19 protein-coding genes are annotated in these 16,210 nt (G+C 50.8%); 15 read left to right on the forward strand and 4 right to left on the reverse strand.

Translation table 11 applies throughout. From position 1 onward, the window contains the following. The first annotated feature begins 48 nt into the window (after positions 1 to 48). Genes MIB40_RS13005 through MIB40_RS13015 form a run of 3 tightly spaced genes read left to right on the forward strand, consistent with a single transcriptional unit; the run spans position 49 to position 3,114 of the window. A complete protein-coding gene (locus MIB40_RS13005) occupies positions 49 to 1,335 on the forward strand; it encodes a glycosyltransferase family 4 protein (protein WP_249694940.1) in 1,287 nt (428 codons plus the stop codon). Further along, positions 1,322 to 2,032, forward strand: coding sequence for a class I SAM-dependent methyltransferase (locus MIB40_RS13010; protein WP_249694942.1), 711 nt, complete (start codon positions 1,322 to 1,324; stop codon positions 2,030 to 2,032). Before MIB40_RS13005 ends, MIB40_RS13010 begins: the two co-directional genes overlap by 14 nt. Beyond that, positions 2,029 to 3,114: a prenyltransferase/squalene oxidase repeat-containing protein gene (locus tag MIB40_RS13015; protein WP_249694945.1), complete on the forward strand. Its 1,086-nt coding sequence runs from the start codon at positions 2,029 to 2,031 to the stop codon at positions 3,112 to 3,114. Before MIB40_RS13010 ends, MIB40_RS13015 begins: the two co-directional genes overlap by 4 nt. Here MIB40_RS13015 and MIB40_RS13020 read toward each other — a convergent pair. Continuing rightward, positions 3,061 to 3,678 carry a class I SAM-dependent methyltransferase gene (locus MIB40_RS13020; protein WP_249694947.1) on the reverse strand — a complete coding sequence of 206 codons (618 nt, stop codon included), beginning with the start codon at positions 3,676 to 3,678 and terminating at the stop codon, positions 3,061 to 3,063. The two genes, MIB40_RS13015 and MIB40_RS13020, sit on opposite strands and share 54 nt — an antisense overlap. Positions 3,679 to 3,875: 197 nt before the next feature. On the opposite strand from MIB40_RS13020, the gene MIB40_RS13025 reads away from it, so the two are divergent. The 8 genes from MIB40_RS13025 to smrA all read left to right on the forward strand — a co-directional run bounded on the left by MIB40_RS13025 (position 3,876) and on the right by smrA (position 11,096). Then, positions 3,876 to 4,484, forward strand: coding sequence for an acyltransferase (locus MIB40_RS13025; protein WP_249694949.1), 609 nt, complete (start codon positions 3,876 to 3,878; stop codon positions 4,482 to 4,484). 11 nt (positions 4,485 to 4,495) lie between these two features. After that, complete coding sequence (locus MIB40_RS13030) at positions 4,496 to 5,146, forward strand: VOC family protein (protein ID WP_249694951.1); 651 nt, start codon at positions 4,496 to 4,498, stop codon at positions 5,144 to 5,146. 124 nt (positions 5,147 to 5,270) lie between these two features. Continuing rightward, entirely contained in the window at positions 5,271 to 5,699 is a 429-nt protein-coding gene (locus tag MIB40_RS13035) for a PaaI family thioesterase (protein ID WP_249694953.1), read from the forward strand. A 57-nt stretch (positions 5,700 to 5,756) separates the two neighbouring features. Then, positions 5,757 to 6,575 (forward strand): SDR family NAD(P)-dependent oxidoreductase, encoded by an 819-nt coding sequence (locus tag MIB40_RS13040; protein WP_249694954.1) that lies wholly within the window; start codon positions 5,757 to 5,759, stop codon positions 6,573 to 6,575. A gap of 75 nt (positions 6,576 to 6,650) precedes the next feature. Beyond that, complete coding sequence (locus MIB40_RS13045; protein ID WP_249694956.1) at positions 6,651 to 7,553, forward strand: hypothetical protein; 903 nt, start codon at positions 6,651 to 6,653, stop codon at positions 7,551 to 7,553. 123 nt (positions 7,554 to 7,676) lie between these two features. Continuing rightward, positions 7,677 to 9,203, forward strand: coding sequence for a YjgN family protein (locus MIB40_RS13050; RefSeq protein WP_249694958.1), 1,527 nt, complete (start codon positions 7,677 to 7,679; stop codon positions 9,201 to 9,203). Continuing rightward, entirely contained in the window at positions 9,200 to 10,267 is a 1,068-nt protein-coding gene (locus MIB40_RS13055; RefSeq protein ID WP_249694960.1) for a M48 family metallopeptidase, read from the forward strand. Before MIB40_RS13050 ends, MIB40_RS13055 begins: the two co-directional genes overlap by 4 nt. A 250-nt stretch (positions 10,268 to 10,517) precedes the next feature. Beyond that, on the forward strand, positions 10,518 to 11,096 hold the full coding sequence (smrA, locus tag MIB40_RS13060) for a DNA endonuclease SmrA (protein WP_249694962.1): 579 nt from the start codon (positions 10,518 to 10,520) through the stop codon (positions 11,094 to 11,096). 46 nt (positions 11,097 to 11,142) lie between these two features. Here smrA and MIB40_RS13065 read toward each other — a convergent pair whose 3' ends face one another. Then, entirely contained in the window at positions 11,143 to 11,859 is a 717-nt protein-coding gene (locus tag MIB40_RS13065; RefSeq protein ID WP_249694964.1) for a substrate-binding periplasmic protein, read from the reverse strand. A 233-nt stretch (positions 11,860 to 12,092) separates the two neighbouring features. On the opposite strand from MIB40_RS13065, the gene corA reads away from it, so the two are divergent. Next, positions 12,093 to 13,046, forward strand: coding sequence for a magnesium/cobalt transporter CorA (gene corA / locus MIB40_RS13070; protein WP_249694966.1), 954 nt, complete (start codon positions 12,093 to 12,095; stop codon positions 13,044 to 13,046). A 49-nt stretch (positions 13,047 to 13,095) separates the two neighbouring features. Here the strand turns inward: corA and MIB40_RS13075 are convergent, their stop codons facing one another. Then, positions 13,096 to 13,548 carry a DUF4399 domain-containing protein gene (locus tag MIB40_RS13075; protein WP_249694968.1) on the reverse strand — a complete coding sequence of 151 codons (453 nt, stop codon included), beginning with the start codon at positions 13,546 to 13,548 and terminating at the stop codon, positions 13,096 to 13,098. A 374-nt stretch (positions 13,549 to 13,922) separates the two neighbouring features. On the opposite strand from MIB40_RS13075, the gene MIB40_RS13080 reads away from it, so the two are divergent. From MIB40_RS13080 to MIB40_RS13090, 3 genes are read left to right on the forward strand one after another with little or no spacing between them, the layout of a single operon-like run. Continuing rightward, the gene (locus MIB40_RS13080) at positions 13,923 to 14,726 is read left to right on the forward strand and encodes a mechanosensitive ion channel family protein (RefSeq protein ID WP_249695012.1); all 804 of its coding nucleotides are present in this window, start codon (positions 13,923 to 13,925) and stop codon (positions 14,724 to 14,726) included. A gap of 9 nt (positions 14,727 to 14,735) precedes the next feature. Further along, positions 14,736 to 15,191, forward strand: coding sequence for a DUF4124 domain-containing protein (locus MIB40_RS13085; RefSeq protein WP_249694970.1), 456 nt, complete (start codon positions 14,736 to 14,738; stop codon positions 15,189 to 15,191). Further along, complete coding sequence (locus MIB40_RS13090) at positions 15,181 to 15,705, forward strand: hypothetical protein (RefSeq protein ID WP_249694971.1); 525 nt, start codon at positions 15,181 to 15,183, stop codon at positions 15,703 to 15,705. Before MIB40_RS13085 ends, MIB40_RS13090 begins: the two co-directional genes overlap by 11 nt. Before the next feature lie 149 nt (positions 15,706 to 15,854). Here the strand turns inward: MIB40_RS13090 and MIB40_RS13095 are convergent, their stop codons facing one another. Further along, positions 15,855 to 16,145, reverse strand: a complete 291-nt coding sequence (locus tag MIB40_RS13095; protein ID WP_249694973.1) for a hypothetical protein — start codon at positions 16,143 to 16,145, stop codon at positions 15,855 to 15,857. Positions 16,146 to 16,210 lie beyond the last annotated feature (65 nt).

The following is a 16,210-nucleotide window of genomic DNA, read 5'->3' on the forward strand; positions in this document are numbered from 1 at the left end:
TCCCTGTTTCAATAGTGCGATTCTTATATCAGGCCATTATTGACCTCTATGACCGCATTTGAAGCCACCTTCGAGCATGAAGCCCGGCCCATTTCTCGACCCCTGCGTATCGCCTTATTGGGCTATCGTAGTGATCCCTTTGTCGGCGGGCAGGGGATCTATCTAAAGTTTCTGAGTAAGGCTCTGGTGGAGCTTGGTCATCAGGTGGATGTGCTTTCGGGGCCTCCCTATCCGGATCTGGATCCCCGGGTTGGGCTGATTCGTATACCAAGTCTGGATCTGTTTGCCTGTGACAGCCATGTGAAAGCCTTGCGCTGGAGACACCTGCGATCCTATAGCGACACTTTTGAGTGGTGTTCGATGCTGACCGGGGGATTCTCGGAACCCTATACTTTCAGTCGGCGAGTCGCCAAGTACCTTCGGTCATCGGCCAAGCCTTATGATCTGGTGCATGATAATCAATCCTTAGGTTATGGGTTGTTGACCTTGCAGCGCCGGGGAATCCCGGTGGTGACAACGATTCATCACCCCATCCATCGAGATCGTCAATTAGCATTGGATGCAGCCCCTAATTGGAAATTCCGGTTACTGGTTCGACGCTGGCACAGCTTCTTGCGTATGCAGGAGAAAGTGGTCAGTCAATTAACCAATGTGGTCACGGTATCTGAGCAATCTCGCCAGGATATTTCCGGAGCGTTTGGCATCTGCCAGAGCCGCATCGATTTGATTCATAATGGCATCGATACTCAAACGTTTACCCCCAACTCTGAGGTTGCTGTCGATCCCTGGCAACTGATCACCACGGCATCCGCTGACCAGCCGTTAAAAGGCCTTCGTTTTCTACTGCAGGCGCTAGCACAACTGCGCCCGGATTTTCCGCAGCTGAAACTGTTGGTGGTTGGTAAGTTGCAGCCTTCGGGAACCACGGCTCGTCTGATTGACAAGCTTGAACTGGCTTCTGCAGTTCGTTTTGTCTCTGGCATTTCAACTGAGGCATTGGTGGAGCACTATAACCGCTCAGCCATAGCGATATCGCCATCGCTTTACGAAGGGTTTGGCTTGCCCGCAGGGGAGGCGATGGCTTGTGGCTGCGCAGTGATCTCCAGTGATGGTGGCGCATTACCCGAGGTGGTAGGGGATGCTGGCATGTTGGTGCCAGCAGGCGACAGCGGGCAACTCGCAAATGGCATCGCGACATTGCTACGAGACCCTGAGTTGCGAAAAGAATTGGGGCTTCGTGGCCGTGCACGAGTTGTCGAGCGTTTCAGCTGGCAACGTGCGGCTATCCAGTTCAGTAATTACTATTATCGGGTTATTGCCAATGCTGACGGTTGATTTTTCCGCTCTTGACCTGCGACCGGGGGACCGGGTATTGGATCTGGGTTGCGGTGAAGGTCGGCATAGCATTGGTGCCTACCATGAAGCCTTGGTCGATGTGGTGGGGGTGGATCTGAATCTGGCTGATTTGCGGGCGGCCCAGGAAAAACATGAGTCGTTTCCGGTAGAGAATTCTCAGCAGCGTCACTGCCATTTTGTCTGCAGTGATGCGCTGAACTTGCCCTTTGCAGATAACAGCTTTGATCATGTTATCTGCTCTGAAGTGCTCGAGCATATTCCCGATTATCAAGGCGTGCTGCAGGAGATTAATCGAGTGTTGCGCCCTGATGGACTGTTGGTTGTGAGTGTTCCTCGCGCCTGGCCTGAACGTATTTGCTGGCGGTTAAGTCGCGAATATCACCAGGTTGAAGGAGGTCATATTCGTATCTTTGACTCAGGAAAACTGAAGGCGGATATCGAGTTGCTGGGTTTGCATTGTTATCGACGCCATTGGGCTCATGCGCTACATGCCCCTTTTTGGTGGTTGAAATGTCTGTTTTGGGATGCGCAGGAGACGAACTGGTTGATTCGTCAATATCACCGCTTGCTGGTTTGGGATCTTATGCAACGCCCCTGGTTAACGCGTACACTGGAAACCCTGCTTAATCCTCTGCTCGGAAAGAGCGTTGTCATTTACTTTAAAAGGTCTGCATGATGGATGGCTTATTCCTGAGTAAAGGTATCTATCCGCAGCAGTACTTGAGTGATTGCGCGGCTTACATCCTTGATGTGCAAATGAGTGATGGTCGTATTCCTTGGTTTAAGGGTGGCAAAACCGATCCCTGGGACCATGTTGAAGCGGCGATGGGGTTGAGCGTAGCGGGTGAATATCAGGCAGCGGAGGCCGCCTATCACTGGCTATTCAAGCAGCAGTTGGCCGATGGCAGCTGGTGGGCAGCCTATTATGACGCCATGCCGAATGATCGTTCTCAACGGGAAACGAACTTTGTCGCTTATGTTGCCACCGGTATCTGGCACCATTACCTGGTATCTGCTGATAAGGCCTTTTTAGTTCAGTACTATCCGATGGTTCAACGTGCCATTGATTTTGTCCTGTCCTATCAAACAGAATATGGTGACATTTACTGGGCCGTGGATGAGCAAGGCATAGGTCAACCTGACGCCTTGGTAACCGCTTGCGCATCGATCTACAAGAGTATCGAATGCGCCATCAATATAGCGGCCACTCTGGAACAAGACGCAGCAAGCTGGCGACGCGCCTACGAAATGTTGGGGCAAGCCTTGCGGGATAAGCCTGAACGTTTTGATCGCACCTGGGAGAGCAAGTCTCGCTTTTCCATGGATTGGTTTTATCCGGTGTTGGCTGGTTTGTACTCTGCCAGGGACGCGCGCAAGCGATTGACTTCACGTTGGGATCAGTTTGTTGAATCTAATCTGGGTTGCCGCTGCGTGAGTGATCAGCCCTGGGTCACTGTGGCTGAGTCCTGTGAGTTGACGATGGCGCTGTTGGCTGCCGGTGATCATGCGCAGGCGGTAAAGCTATACAGCTGGTTGCATCAATGGCGAGATAATGACGGTGGTTACTGGACCGGTTACCAATTTGTAGACAAAGCCATTTGGCCCGAAGAGAAAACGACCTGGACGGCGGGGGCGATTCTTCTAGCGGCTGATGCACTAACCGAACACACTGCCGCCTCCCGCCTATTCCTCTCAGCGAATCTATTACCGGCGCCGCAAGATACCCAATGTGTTGACGGTCGGCAGCGCCTCAAATAGGCCTGAATTCAGGGCGCGCTTCCAGATGTTGTAAGGCGCCTGACCACCATCGGCAGGGTTCGGAAATATATCGTGGATCGCCAGAATTCCACCACTTACTACATGTTTTGCCCAGCTTTGATAATCGGTTTGAGCTGCGGCTTCGCTGTGGCCTCCATCGATAAATACCATCCCCAATGGGGTTTGCCAGTGACGAGCGGCAATCTCTGACGGTGATACTACTGGCACTACATTTTGTTCCAGATCGGCTGAACGCAATGTGTGGCGAAGTGACCTGAAACTGTCCATCAAACCCGCGCCGGCATCGAACAGTTCGGGGTCATGATACTGTTCCCCGGGCTGGTGCTCCTCCGACCCCCGGTGATGGTCGACGGCGAATAATGTGTTGTTATGAAGCTTGCAGGCGCTGCCCAGATACAGGGTCGATTTGCCGCAGTAGCTCCCGACTTCAAGCACAGGCCCTAGTTTGGCAACTTCTGCCGCAAGCTGGTAAAGGGTTTCTCCTTCATCCTGTGCAAGGAAACCCTTGATGGAATCGATATCGACTGGCAACGTAAGGGGCATAGAGGTCATCCTTATAAACAATAAACACTTGGAGTTTGGGGCAGACTACCTGTCGCGGACGACGAATAGCAAGAGAGAATCCTGTGAGACGGGAACATCGCCCTTATAGATTGAAATATTGGCTTGGCAAATTGAATCGCGGTTATGTGAGGCATTTTCTCCAGCCTCAATTTGATGCCCTGGGCCAGGCACCTATTGTGGTTCAACCCCATCGTATGCGAGTGTTTGGTCAGCATATCTCTATTGGACACTTCGCTCACCTTATCAACAGCCAACAACAGCCGATACAGCTGACGACCTGGCGGGGCAAGGGGATGGATGGGCATATTGAAATTGGTGATTATTGTCTGATCTCACCGGGAACCACGTTGATTTCGGCCCAGCAGATTACTGTCGGTGATAATTGCATGCTGGCAGCGGGTTGTTATATATCCGATAGTGACTGGCACGGTTTGTACAATCGATTGCGGCCGTTTCGCTGCACCAAACCCATCAGCATTGGGAATAATGTCTGGATAGGGCATCGAGCTCAGGTAGGTAAAGGCGTTTCGATTGGCGATAATTCCGTGGTTGGCGCCGGAGCTGTGGTGGTCAAGGATGTTCCGGCTAATGTGGTTGTGGCGGGAAATCCGGCCGTTGTGGTAAAAAAACTGGACCCTGAACGTCGCATGTTAAAGCGCGAGCGTTTATTCACCGATGCCGAACATTATCATGACAATATGGATCAGCTCGATCGTTATCTGATGCAGGGTAACAGCTTCTTGGGCTGGTTGAAGACTTTGCTTTTTCCAAGTCGTAACGATTAGGAGTGTGATCAATGAAAGCAGCGCTGGATCATCTTGTCGTGGCGGCACAGAGCCTGGAGGAAGGCGTCGATTATTTGCAGCAACGGCTCGGGGTACGCCTTCCTGCCGGTGGCAAGCATCCGCGTATGGGCACGCACAATCACCTGATGCGAATTGGCGAGGCACTATTTCTAGAAGTAATCGCCATAGACCCAAATGCTCAACCGCCCCAGCGTCCCCGGTGGTTTGGCCTGGATGATGCTTTGGTACGGGCTCGCTTAGCGCAGGGCCCCCGATTGCATACCTGGGCGTTGAATGTGCCCGACCTGGCAGTACAAAAATCGATAGTCGAAAATCTGTATGGAAATATCGAGCCCATGAGTCGAGATGCACTCACCTGGGAGATCACCATTGCGCAAGACGGCCAATTGCCCGCCGCTGGATTATTACCAACCTTGTTGCAATGGCACGCGGATCCCCATCCGGCCAACGCGATGGAAGATCTTGGCTGCTCATTGTCCTCGTTAATAGTACGGCACAACCGACCTGACTGGTTACGCAAGGAATTGCGGCGCATCGAAGCCGATCACCTGGTGACCATCGAAGCCATCCATGATGCTCAATCGCCGGCGCTATCGGCCTGTCTGGATACGCCGGTTGGATCGGTCTGGTTGGAATCCTGATTGATGGAGGCTTTTGTCGTGCTAGGCACTTTTATCGCATTCGATTTGACCACGAAGAGGCATACCATCGCGGCCCAATAAAGAAGGCAGAGCATAGCCAGCAATAAAAGCAGGAGAACCCTTAATGGATCCTAAGGAATACGATTTACCCCATGACTTTTTGCACTGGGAAGGTGATGCGGCGGAAGACCATAGTGGCCCCTTTTTTTATCGCCTTACCGATGACGGCATCGAAACCACGTTTCGCATCCAGCCTCATCATTGTAATTCAGGGCAAACGGTTCATGGCGGTGTTTTAATGATGTTTGCTGATTATAGCCTTTGCGTTGCGGCCATCGCAGGAACGAATGAAAGCTGCCTGACGCTGAGCTGTAATAATGAATTTGTCGATAAAGCTGTGGCAGGAGAGCGAATTCTGGGGCGTTGTGAGCTTATTCGCCGAACAGGTTCTTTGGCCTTTGTCAGGGTACAGTTGATGGTGGAGCAACGGATCATTCTTACCAGCAGTGGTGTGATCAAGAGGATTCAACTGGCCAAGGCTACCTCTGATTAATCCGAGTCATTGACTGGTGTCTGGATTCCTCACAAGAATAATAAAAAGGAGATGAAGATGAAGCATTTTGATAACCGAATAGCGGCAATTACCGGTGCCGGGTCGGGTATCGGGCGGGCGTTGGCATTACAGTTGGCGGAGCATGGAGCAATACTGGCGCTGGCTGATATTGATGAGCCGGGATTGGAGCAAACTCGAGCCAGGGCCGAAGAGTTGGGAGCCAGGGTGTCAGTGCATCGGGTGGATGTGTCCAGGCGTGAACAAGTAGAAGCCTATGCGGCCGAGGTGGAAGCGCAGCATGGGGGCTGCCAACTGCTGTTTAATAATGCGGGTGTCTCTTTGGTGGATACTATCGAAACCATGGATATTGAGGAGATGGAGTGGTTGATGGGGATCAACTTCTGGGGCGTTGTATACGGCACCAAGGCCTTCCTGCCGTTAATGCGCCGGGCGGAAGAGGCCCATTTAATCAATATCTCCAGTATTTTTGGCATCATCGGATTTCCCACTCAGGGTATCTATAATGCTTCAAAATTTGCGGTGCGTGGTTATACCGAAGCCATGCGCATTGAATTGGCAGGAACCTCTGTTGGTGTCAGCTGTGTGCACCCTGGAGGAATTCGTACCCAGATCGTAGCCAATGCCAAAATTGCCGAAGAGAATGTGCAGCAAACAAGGCAAAATTTTAACCAGCAGTTTGAGAAACTTGCTCGTACCAGTGCAGAGGATGCTGCCGCTATTATCCTTAAAGGGGTTCTCGCGAAGAAGGTTCGAATCCTGGTTGGCGGAGATGCCCGTTTTATGGATATCGTCGCACGTTTGTTTCCTTCTCGTTACGAAGTGCTGCTACGTCTCAATAAGATGATCGGCAGGTGAGCTCCAGTCGACAAAACTATCGGCTGATGACAGCAACCCTGTTGAGTGCTGTTGCTGGTAGAGTATGCTGTGAGGATGAAATCCGTTAGCCGATCATTGAACCTGTTTTTACCACTGCTGAACCTGCTGTTGGCTGGTTTTGCCGCCCCGGTTTGGGCAGACTGTATGCCAATGGCCAAGACCCCCTATGAAAAGGTCTATTGTGAGATCAAAAATCAGGGGAAAGGTAAGGGGCTTCCTGACTTTGCCCAATTTCAAAGCAACACAGCAACCACCCAGGCGCTCCTGTTGAAGCGCCCTGCGGCTCGATTGGGGATTGAATTGCCGAAAAGCGCCCGGGAGTCGAAGCCATCCTCAACGTCATCGGTGCCGCCAGGTTCATCACAAGAAAATGGCGATCAGGTTACTAAACGCCCTGCCTCTTCGCCCAGGGCGATGGCCAAAACGAACCCTGTCGATAATGGCAGGGCAGGGCTTCCGACCCCTGATGTGACAGCATCGATAGCCACCCGATGTCATCAGCCCCAGAAGAGCAGGATTGACTGCGGCGTGAATCGCTATCAATTACAGGGCGATCAGCCCAACAGTAAACTGGCGCTGGGGGTGTTGGGAGATGACAATGGTTTCGAATTCCCGGATCAGAATCGATTGTCTAAAGAGGGTACTGGCCGCGATCATTATTTGAGCAAATCCTACCGCTATTACATTGAAAAGATGCTGGAGATTGGCCTGGGTGGCTCGACCATGAGCTATTCACGATTTTATTACACCTATGTGGATCTGCAGGATAAAGGTCATGACTTTGGTGGCCGTTTCGCCACCATGTTTGAATACCTCAAGCGTGATAAGCGTCAGTTGATGGTTGGTAAAAGCGCAGATCCGGCGTTTGAAGGACTCAAGCAATGTATGGCGTTAGATGCTGAGTTGATTGTCTGCGATAATCTGCGGACGAATTGGGTTTACCGGCTGCAGCAATAGTTGGCTGGTCTGTAAAGGTTAAATCATCGTATTTCATCGACTGCTTATCGTTCTTCGCTTGCGGGTCCTTGATCAATATTGATAGCCTTCGTCTTTTAATGACTATGGACGGGAGTTGTCAGAATGCAGGACGCTGAGCAGTACGACGCGATATTTCATGGCAAGGTGCTTGATGGGGTAGATCCCAAGCAGGCCCGGGAAAACTTCACCAAACTGTTTAAGCTGGATAAGGCGGCTGGGGATGCGCTGTTTTCCCGCCTTCCGATGGCCATCAAGAAGGGCCTGAGCAAGGATCAGGCGAAACAATTGAAAATCAAGGTCGCTCGGGCCGGATTTCATCTCTCCTTTCGCAAGATCCAGCCAGCAGCCCAGACAGGGCTCGGTAATCTGTCATTAGAGCCGATGGAGCAGAAAGCGACTAAAATCCCAGCTCAGTCAGGGCAGGAAAGCACGCCAGTAACACCGACTAGTGATAGCGCCGCCTTATCTGTTGCTGAAGATGGGCGTGAAAGCCAGGGTGGTTCCCAGTCTGCCCCTGAAGATGGACAGGTGTGGGGGAAGGCTCAGCCCAGAGTCAAGGCTCAATCCGGTTCGGAAGCGAAGCAGAGATCCGCTTCTGGTTCGATTGATGCCTCTGCCCAGGAAGGGTCCAAAACGAAATCTGAAGGCCAATCCCGCTTTGTCGATTTCGAGTTTACTGGCAATGGCGCGGAATATTTTCGCATCTGGATCGTAAATATTTTGCTCAGTATCGTGACTCTGGGTATTTACTCTGCCTGGGCAAAGGTGAGAAATAATCAGTATTTTTACGGTCACACCCAGATAGAGGGCAGCAGTTTCGAATATCTGGCGAACCCGATTGTCATTCTTAAGGGACGTTTGATCGCTTTTGCGGCCTTTATTGTCTTTGCCGCTGTACAACACTTTTTTCCTCTAATTGGCGTTTTTTTGCCTCTACTGTTGTTACCACTCGTTCCCTGGGTAGTCGTGAGATCGCTCGCCTTTAATGCGCGAAATAGTGCATGGCGAAATGTGCGCTTTAATTTTCAGGCGCATTGGTTTGAGGCGCTCAAAGCCTTTATTTTGTGGCCGATGGCGGGTTCCTTTACCCTTGGATTGCTGATGCCTTATGCCTTGAACAAGCAAAAGCACTTTTTGGTGAATCACAGCAGTTACGGTACGAGCAAATTTGAATTCGAATGCGCCGCCAGCATCTGGTATCGCTTTTTCCTTCGTTTAGTCGGCGCCATCATTTTGTTTAGCTTGATCGCAGGTATTCTTTCTTCACTACTTACCGGGTTGGGCCTAATCGCGTTTGCGCTACTTTATCTGGGTATCTATGCCGCCTATAAAGTCTTTGAAGGTAATCTGGTAATGAACCTCAGCCATCTGGGTCAACTACGGTTTCACAGTGAACTGGAGTTAAAACCCTATGCGTGGATCTTTGCGACAAATACACTGGCTATATTTTTGACCTTCGGCATCTATATTCCCTGGGCCAAGGTTCGAATGGCGCAGTATCGTGCGGATTCATTACAGCTCGAAGTGGTCGGCTCCCTCGATGAGTTTGTTGCCGATGAGCAGGAACGTGTTACTGCGCTGGGTGCAGAAATGGGTGAAATGTTCGATATGGAGTTCTCCGTTATATGATCTCCATAGAGGGGCTGTTTTATGATGGTCGCAGCTCCCGAGCGATCCCTGCCCGAGTTGTCTGTGACAGCACAGGCCGACTCGCTTGCCATCCTTTGCAAGGGCAGGGCGCGCTCATTGAACCCATGGATCTCAGCTGTGTTCGAATCAGCAGTCGGCTCGGTGATACACCCCGTTATGCTTATTTTGATAGCGGGGCCAAATTCGAAACCAGTGACAATGACACCATAGATGAGATGCTCAAACGACATGGCCGGAAGCCCGCTCTTGGTTGGGTTTCCAGTCTCGAACGCCACTGGCGGTACGTGTTTGTTAGCACCATCATTGTTGCCCTGTTTTCGTTCTGGATGGTTCGTGATGGTATTCCGCTGACGGCTCGCTGGGTGGCCCAGGCTCTTCCTCCAGAAGCGTCACAAATGATCGGTAAGGGAACGTTAAAGTTACTGGACGATCAGGTTCTGTCGGAGAGCCAGCTGTCACCCGAGCGACAAGAAGCATTAAGGCAGCATTTTTCATCAATTATTGAACGATATCCGGAATTGCCCATTCGGCTGGAGTTTCGCCATGGTAACGCTTTGGGTGCCAACGCCCTTGCGTTACCCTCGGGAGTGATTGTTTTTACCGATGAATTGGTCGAATTGGCGGAGGATGATAACCAGCTATGGGCGGTTATGGCCCATGAGGTTGGGCACCTGGCCAGACAGCATGCCCTGCGCTCGGTGGTGCAGAGTTCCATCCTGGCTCTGGGGCTGGTAGCCATTACCGGTGATCTGAATGCGGCTTCTTCGATACTGGTGGGGGCTCCGACCCTGATGCTGGAGCTGTCCTATTCCCGTGAATTTGAGCGAGAAGCGGACCGTTTCGCCGTGGCAGAGATGAAGGCCCAGGGTATTGAAATCAGTCATTTCGCCGACATGATCGTGCTACTGGAAGGCAACCATACCCATGGCGATATGCAGGGAAAAATATCAAAGCAGGAAAGTGAAGAAGAGACTTCTGGTTGGCGCGACTATCTCTCCACTCACCCTGTCGGGAAAGATCGCATCGAAGGCTTGCGTGAGTAGTTGTTTTGATGGGCCCGAATGCAACCTCCAGGTGCAGCCCTTTTCAGGGGGGATCCAGCCGAGGATTGAGCTACCGTCGATGATTCTGTCAGCTGTTGAGTTATTTGTTTCCTGCTCGATTTATAATTCATAGCAGTACCTGTCTCGACGGGTATTGCCGCTGCGGTGTACCATTTCGGCTTTGTTGCTAATTATTTCTGCATTCTGGTGTCCTATTCCATAAGCGGAAGCAAGCATTGAGGAGGTAGTTATGCAAGATAGTAATGATGCTGAGCTGTTTTCCCAAGAGGTGTCTGATGTTGCACCTTTGGAGACTAAGCGGGCACATTTGTCCAAGACTACCAAATCCCCCAGCCTTGCACAGCAGGCGCGCAAACTGAATGCGCAGAGTACCCCAGAACAGCGCATGGGGTTGTCATCCTCGGTAGTAGCCCAGGTTCATCCAAGAGATGTGCTGGAATTCAAGCGGCCAGGTTTGCAGGACGGGGTATACCGTAAGCTGCGTTTGGGCAAATACCCGATTGAGGCGACTATCGACCTCCATCGGCTCACCCTGGCGCAGGGGCAGCGCGAGCTGGAGCGCTTTATTCACGACTGCTATCAGTATGGACTTCGTACGGTTACCATTAATCATGGTCGTGGAGAGCGTGATCCGGAAAATCCAGCCCGAATGAAGAGTCATGTTGCTCACTGGTTGCACCAGATGGATCAGGTGCTTGCTTATCACAGTGCTCAGCAACACCATGGTGGTAGCGGGGTCTTGTATGTATTGATACGCAAGGCCGAAGCGCAAAAGCAGAAGAACCGTGAACGTTTCCGTATGCGGTAAAACGGTAGATTGTCTTCGGGTTCTAATGGGGCGATGGTGCTACTGTCTAGGGCCTGCAGTCTGGAATGGCTGCATTGAAACGGGGTAACAGGGCCGGATAACGTTTTAGAAAATGCTTATTGAAGTAAACCCCTAAAGGGCGATATTGAGCCGTTGTTGTTGCCATGATGCTCTGTAAGTGCAATTTTTGGTGATTGGCATCGAGCATATCCTGACGACTCAAAACAGCATCGAGGAGGCCACGGTTGAGCATTTTAAATAATACAGACAGATTTTCGTGGGTAGTGACCTTGTCGTGGCTGTTTTTTAACCAGTAATGCATGTTAGTGCCAACGGTTGTTCCTACTCGAGCATTTTTTCGAAAGCTTTCTGTCCCGGAAACCCATTGTGAATCGGGTTGTTGATACCACAGCCAGTCTCCTTGCACTAAGGGGGCGGACAGCGTGGCGTAAGCGTTGCGCTGGTCGTTCTCTGAAGCAATAAAGAAACCATCACTGCGGTTGTCTTTCACTCGCTTCTGGGCCCTGTTCCAGGGCAGAACGCTAAGCTCGGTTTCAATATTCAGTTTGTTCATGATGCAGCGTACTTGCTCGGTGGCTATGCCGGTCAGCTGCTGTTGCGCATCCAGGTATTGATAAGGAGGAATGAGCGCGGTACTCAGGTTAATACGCTTGGGCAGGGGAGTGTTGGCCAGCAGTGGGGCGGATAACACCGACAATACTGCCGCAAGAAAAAGTGTGTAGACAAAAACGACCGACGGCATGGCAACTCACGTATGCTAGAAAGCCCTATTACTAAGGTAAACATAGCGCTAAATGGTGTGAAGGGGTAATCGCTTTGGGAATACAGTTAATATGGAGCTATTATCTTTGCGAACCAGGCCCTCCATTGGGCTGTCAGCAGGCAGCGAATGGTTTACACTTAGCCAAGAATTTGGCGCGCATATTCTAGCCTCGCCAGCCTTCCTCAGCTCAACCCATAGTCAAGGGTAGTACTATGATTACAGCCTACAGCTTGAATGAATCCGGCGTTCAAATAGACACGTTAAGCCTGGACGATGCACTTCCCGCGGGTTGTATCTGGCTCGATGTCGTTGAACCGGAAGATGCTGAGCGTGAATGGCTTGATCAGTATTTTGTGGAAGAGGTGCCGGATACCGAAGATCTGGATGAGATTGAGGCAACGTCTCGTTTTTTTACCGATAAGGACGGGTTGCATATTCTTTCGCTTTTTCCTCATAGAGCGGGGAAGGATATTCGGAACATTAACGTCTCATTCAACCTTCGCCGGAATATCCTCATTACCCTTAGGGATGACGAGGTGGGCCTGTTTCGTCTGGTGCGTAATTATCTCAAGCGGCAACAGCTTGAAGTACAAGCGCCATTGGAGATTATGATCCGCCTGTTTACGGCCAAAGTGGATTACCTGGCAGATTTGCTGGAAGAGGTCTACGAATCGCTGGAAGAAGCGAGTCAGATGGCGCTCCGCGACGACAGTGGTGAGCGTGATGAAGTACTCAAGAATATTACCGTACAAGAAGATTTCAACGGCCAGATTCGCCTGAACCTTATGGATAGCCAGCGCTCGATGCGCTTCCTGGCTCGGAATAGCCGTTCTTTAATGGATGATACCCAGCTCGTTGAGGTCAAGGAGATGCTTCGAGATATCGATTCATTGATGCCCCATACGTCGTTTTTGTTCGACAAGATAAACTTCTTGATGGATGCCACCATGGGATTCAGTAACCTTGAGCAAAGTCGGATCATCAAGATCTTCTCCATCGCGGCGGTCGTCTTTTTGCCGCCAACGGTGATTGCCAGTGCTTATGGTATGAACTTCGAGATTATGCCGGAACTCCAGTGGGCGTTCGGTTACCCCATGGCCTTGGGTATGATGGTAATGAGTGCGGTTGGCACCTATCTTTTTTTCAAAATCCGCGGCTGGTTATAAAGCGGGAATAAGTTTGGCAAGCCCTATAACCAGCATCCAGGTCGTTTGATTACTTGACGGTGATAGTGATCTTTTCCGAGACCACGGGTTTTGAATGGGGAACGTGGGAGTAATCGCCTAACAAAAGCTGGAGGGTATGGGTGCCGGGTTCGAGCTCTACACTGACTTCAGTCTGTCCTCCGCCGAAATGTCGATGATTTTTATCTGAGGGCACGGGTTTACTCATATCGGGCAGAGTATCCACATCAATAAGCAGGTGATGATGACCCGTATTGGCTTTATCTACTCCGGCTGGCGCAACCCCCATTCCAGTTAAACCAAATTGCACCAATACCGGGCTTGTGACGACGTCACCATTTTTAGGGGAGACGATATAAACCGAAGCGTCTGCCGGTGCCTCGCTGGCTGCGATGGCTGAAATGGTAAACAGTGTGAGGAGGGTACCAGCTACCGTTTTGACAAGGTATGAGAGGAACAGTCTTGTTCTATTTCCGCTTTTCATTGTGTTTGCCCTGTTGTTTTGGTGATATTTACAGCGTGCCGATTAAAAATAGTCAGTAATGCTTGTTCAGGCAATTCGGCTCGTATTGGACTAAAAAGCAGGAAAAGCCGCAACTTATGGGCGATCCCGGTATTTTAAATTTGAATACAGTTGCTAATATGGCTAGGGAGGTATCGTTGGGGCGCAATAGAGCGGCTACTGTATTGGCAGCTCATTTCGTAAAACCTAACGGCCACCTCAACACCGGAGTGGGTTAGAGCGTAAGATGATCAGTTCGCCGGTGCCAAGGCGCATAGGCGACATTGGACTACCTATTTTTGGGCGATAGCCTTTTTGACGACAGACTGGAGGTCGGCACAGTGGAAAACATCAACCTGCAACAGCTTTTGGATACCTATCTCATTCCCTGGGGAATTAATTTAGGACTGGCGATTTTGGTCTTTATCGTCGGTCGCATGCTGGTGTCTATGGTGGTCTCCCTAATCGCAAAAGGTTTGGCCAAGACCAAAATGGATGACACTCTGGTTCACTTTGTGCTGTCCATCCTGCGCGTGCTTCTGGTGTTATTGGTTGTTGTCGCTGCTCTCGATCAACTGGGTGTGGATACCACCTCGTTGGTTGCTCTGGTGGGTGCCGCCGGTCTGGCTGTTGGCCTGGCGTTGAAGGATTCCCTGCAGAACTTTGCCTCTGGTGTCATGTTAGTGATTTTTAGGCCGTTTGCAGCCGGCGATTTTATCGATGCTGGTGGGGTATCCGGGACAGTGGACCGCATCTCAATCTTTTCCACTTTATTAAAAACCCCTGATAATCGTGAGGTTATTGTGCCGAATGGTGCTATTTTCTCCGGTACTATAACCAATTACTCTGCCCAGCCGACAAGGCGTGTCGATATGGTGTTTGGGATTGGTTATGACGATGATCTGTTAAAGGCGAAACAAATACTGGTTCGCCTGCTTGAACAAGAAGCACGAGTTTTGAAGGATCCTTCTCCTCTGGTTGCAGTCGCCGAATTGGCAGACAGTAGCGTTAATTTCAATGTCCGACCCTGGGTTAAGTCGGAAGATTATTGGGGGGTTAAAGCCGATCTGACTGAGCGTGTTAAGTTGGAGTTTGACCGAGAAGGTATCTCGATACCCTATCCTCAAACCGATGTGCATCTCAGGCAGGTAGCTGGCTAGGAGGTCATTGTGCGTTTTCTGATCCGTGTGATTATTATGGTGCTCCTGGTGGGAGGAGTGACACTGTTTCTCGTGCCACCAGGGCAGTCTTCCATGTTGGATAGGCTGCGTGATCAGTTAACCAGCCAGTTTGCTGCACCCGATCAAAACTCCGATTCAAACTATCAGCCAGCGCCGCCACGCACGGTATATCGGTGGGTGGATGAAGACGGTGTGGTGCATTACAGCGATCAAAAGAGTAATGACGTAAGCCAGGAAACCATTGAGTTAAAGGATAATTTGGGGCGCTTGCCGGAAGTCGAGTCCGCGTCTGATGAGGATGCGGGACGTTCTGATAATTCTGGTCAGGGAACAGTTGCTGAGTACCCCTCGTTATTGCAAGAAAGCCTTGAAAAAGCACGAGCGCTGCAACAACAGGTAAACGAGCGTTATGATCAGCAGCGTGAACTGTTGAATGAGAACTAGTCTCTATCTGATTGTGTTTGTCTTATCGATATCGGCTTGTTCCAATCGAAATAGTATGAGTGCAGGGGGGGCACCTCTGGTTGATCCTCAAGCGCGCTTTTCAGCTCATCTGATGCAGGCTGATGATCGGTTAGAGGTGAAGCAGATACATGATCGGGTTGAGCTATGGGTGCATTCGGAATCTGGTATTGGTGGCCTTCAGTTGTCAGGGGTATCTCGGGTTCAGGCTAGGCTGTTGCAACTGCGGGTAAACCTGAGTGCGCTGGAGTCGCTTGTTATAAAAACTGATCTGCAGCAGTGGCGGTTCTCGCTAGCCCATTCGGGGAGACTTCAGCTACCTTGGGAAACCCGTCGCAAGCAGGATAGTAATCAGGGCTGGTCTGTTTGGCAGAGGCTCGAGCAGGGGGCGCCAGAGATACAAGCAAGTGAGGGGAGCATCATGCTCAGTTTTCCACTGGATTCCCTGCGCAGTACTCAGGAAGTAAGGTTTAACTGGATCGATTATTATCGTTAGCCGGCTTATGATGAATGCTCGCATGCCTGGATCTTTACGACAGAGGTGGCTGGAAGGTGATTAAGTCAGGGTTTTGATGTTGATGGATTAGAAAGGCGCCATCAAAAAAGCAGCCAGAAGGCTGCTTTTTTGTGGACTGGATAAATCCATTACTTCTGGGTGCAGCTGCCTTTAAAGCGGGCAGGCATTTCAGAGTCGGCAATTTCCTGACGCTCCATAGTGGTCAGGGACTCGTGGTTGCAGTAGCGCTCCCACAGCTTGTCCAGGTCGCTCATCTCTTTCATTGGCGCAGCTTCTTCCTTAGGAGCCATTTCTACCGGAGCTTCGGTCTGAGCTGTGGTAGCAGGCTTTTCTTCCATGGTGCTGCTGGTGTCTGTTTGCTGACTGCTACAAGCGGTAATAAACAAGGTGGTTAGGCAGAGTAAAAAAATACGTGTCATGGTTAGCTCCTAGGTGACTCAGCCCGGAAAGGCGTCGAATATTTGGGATTGTTATTTATCGTAAC

The sequence above is a fragment of the Aestuariirhabdus haliotis genome, from assembly GCF_023509475.1.
Classification (GTDB): domain Bacteria; phylum Pseudomonadota; class Gammaproteobacteria; order Pseudomonadales; family Aestuariirhabdaceae; genus Aestuariirhabdus; species Aestuariirhabdus haliotis.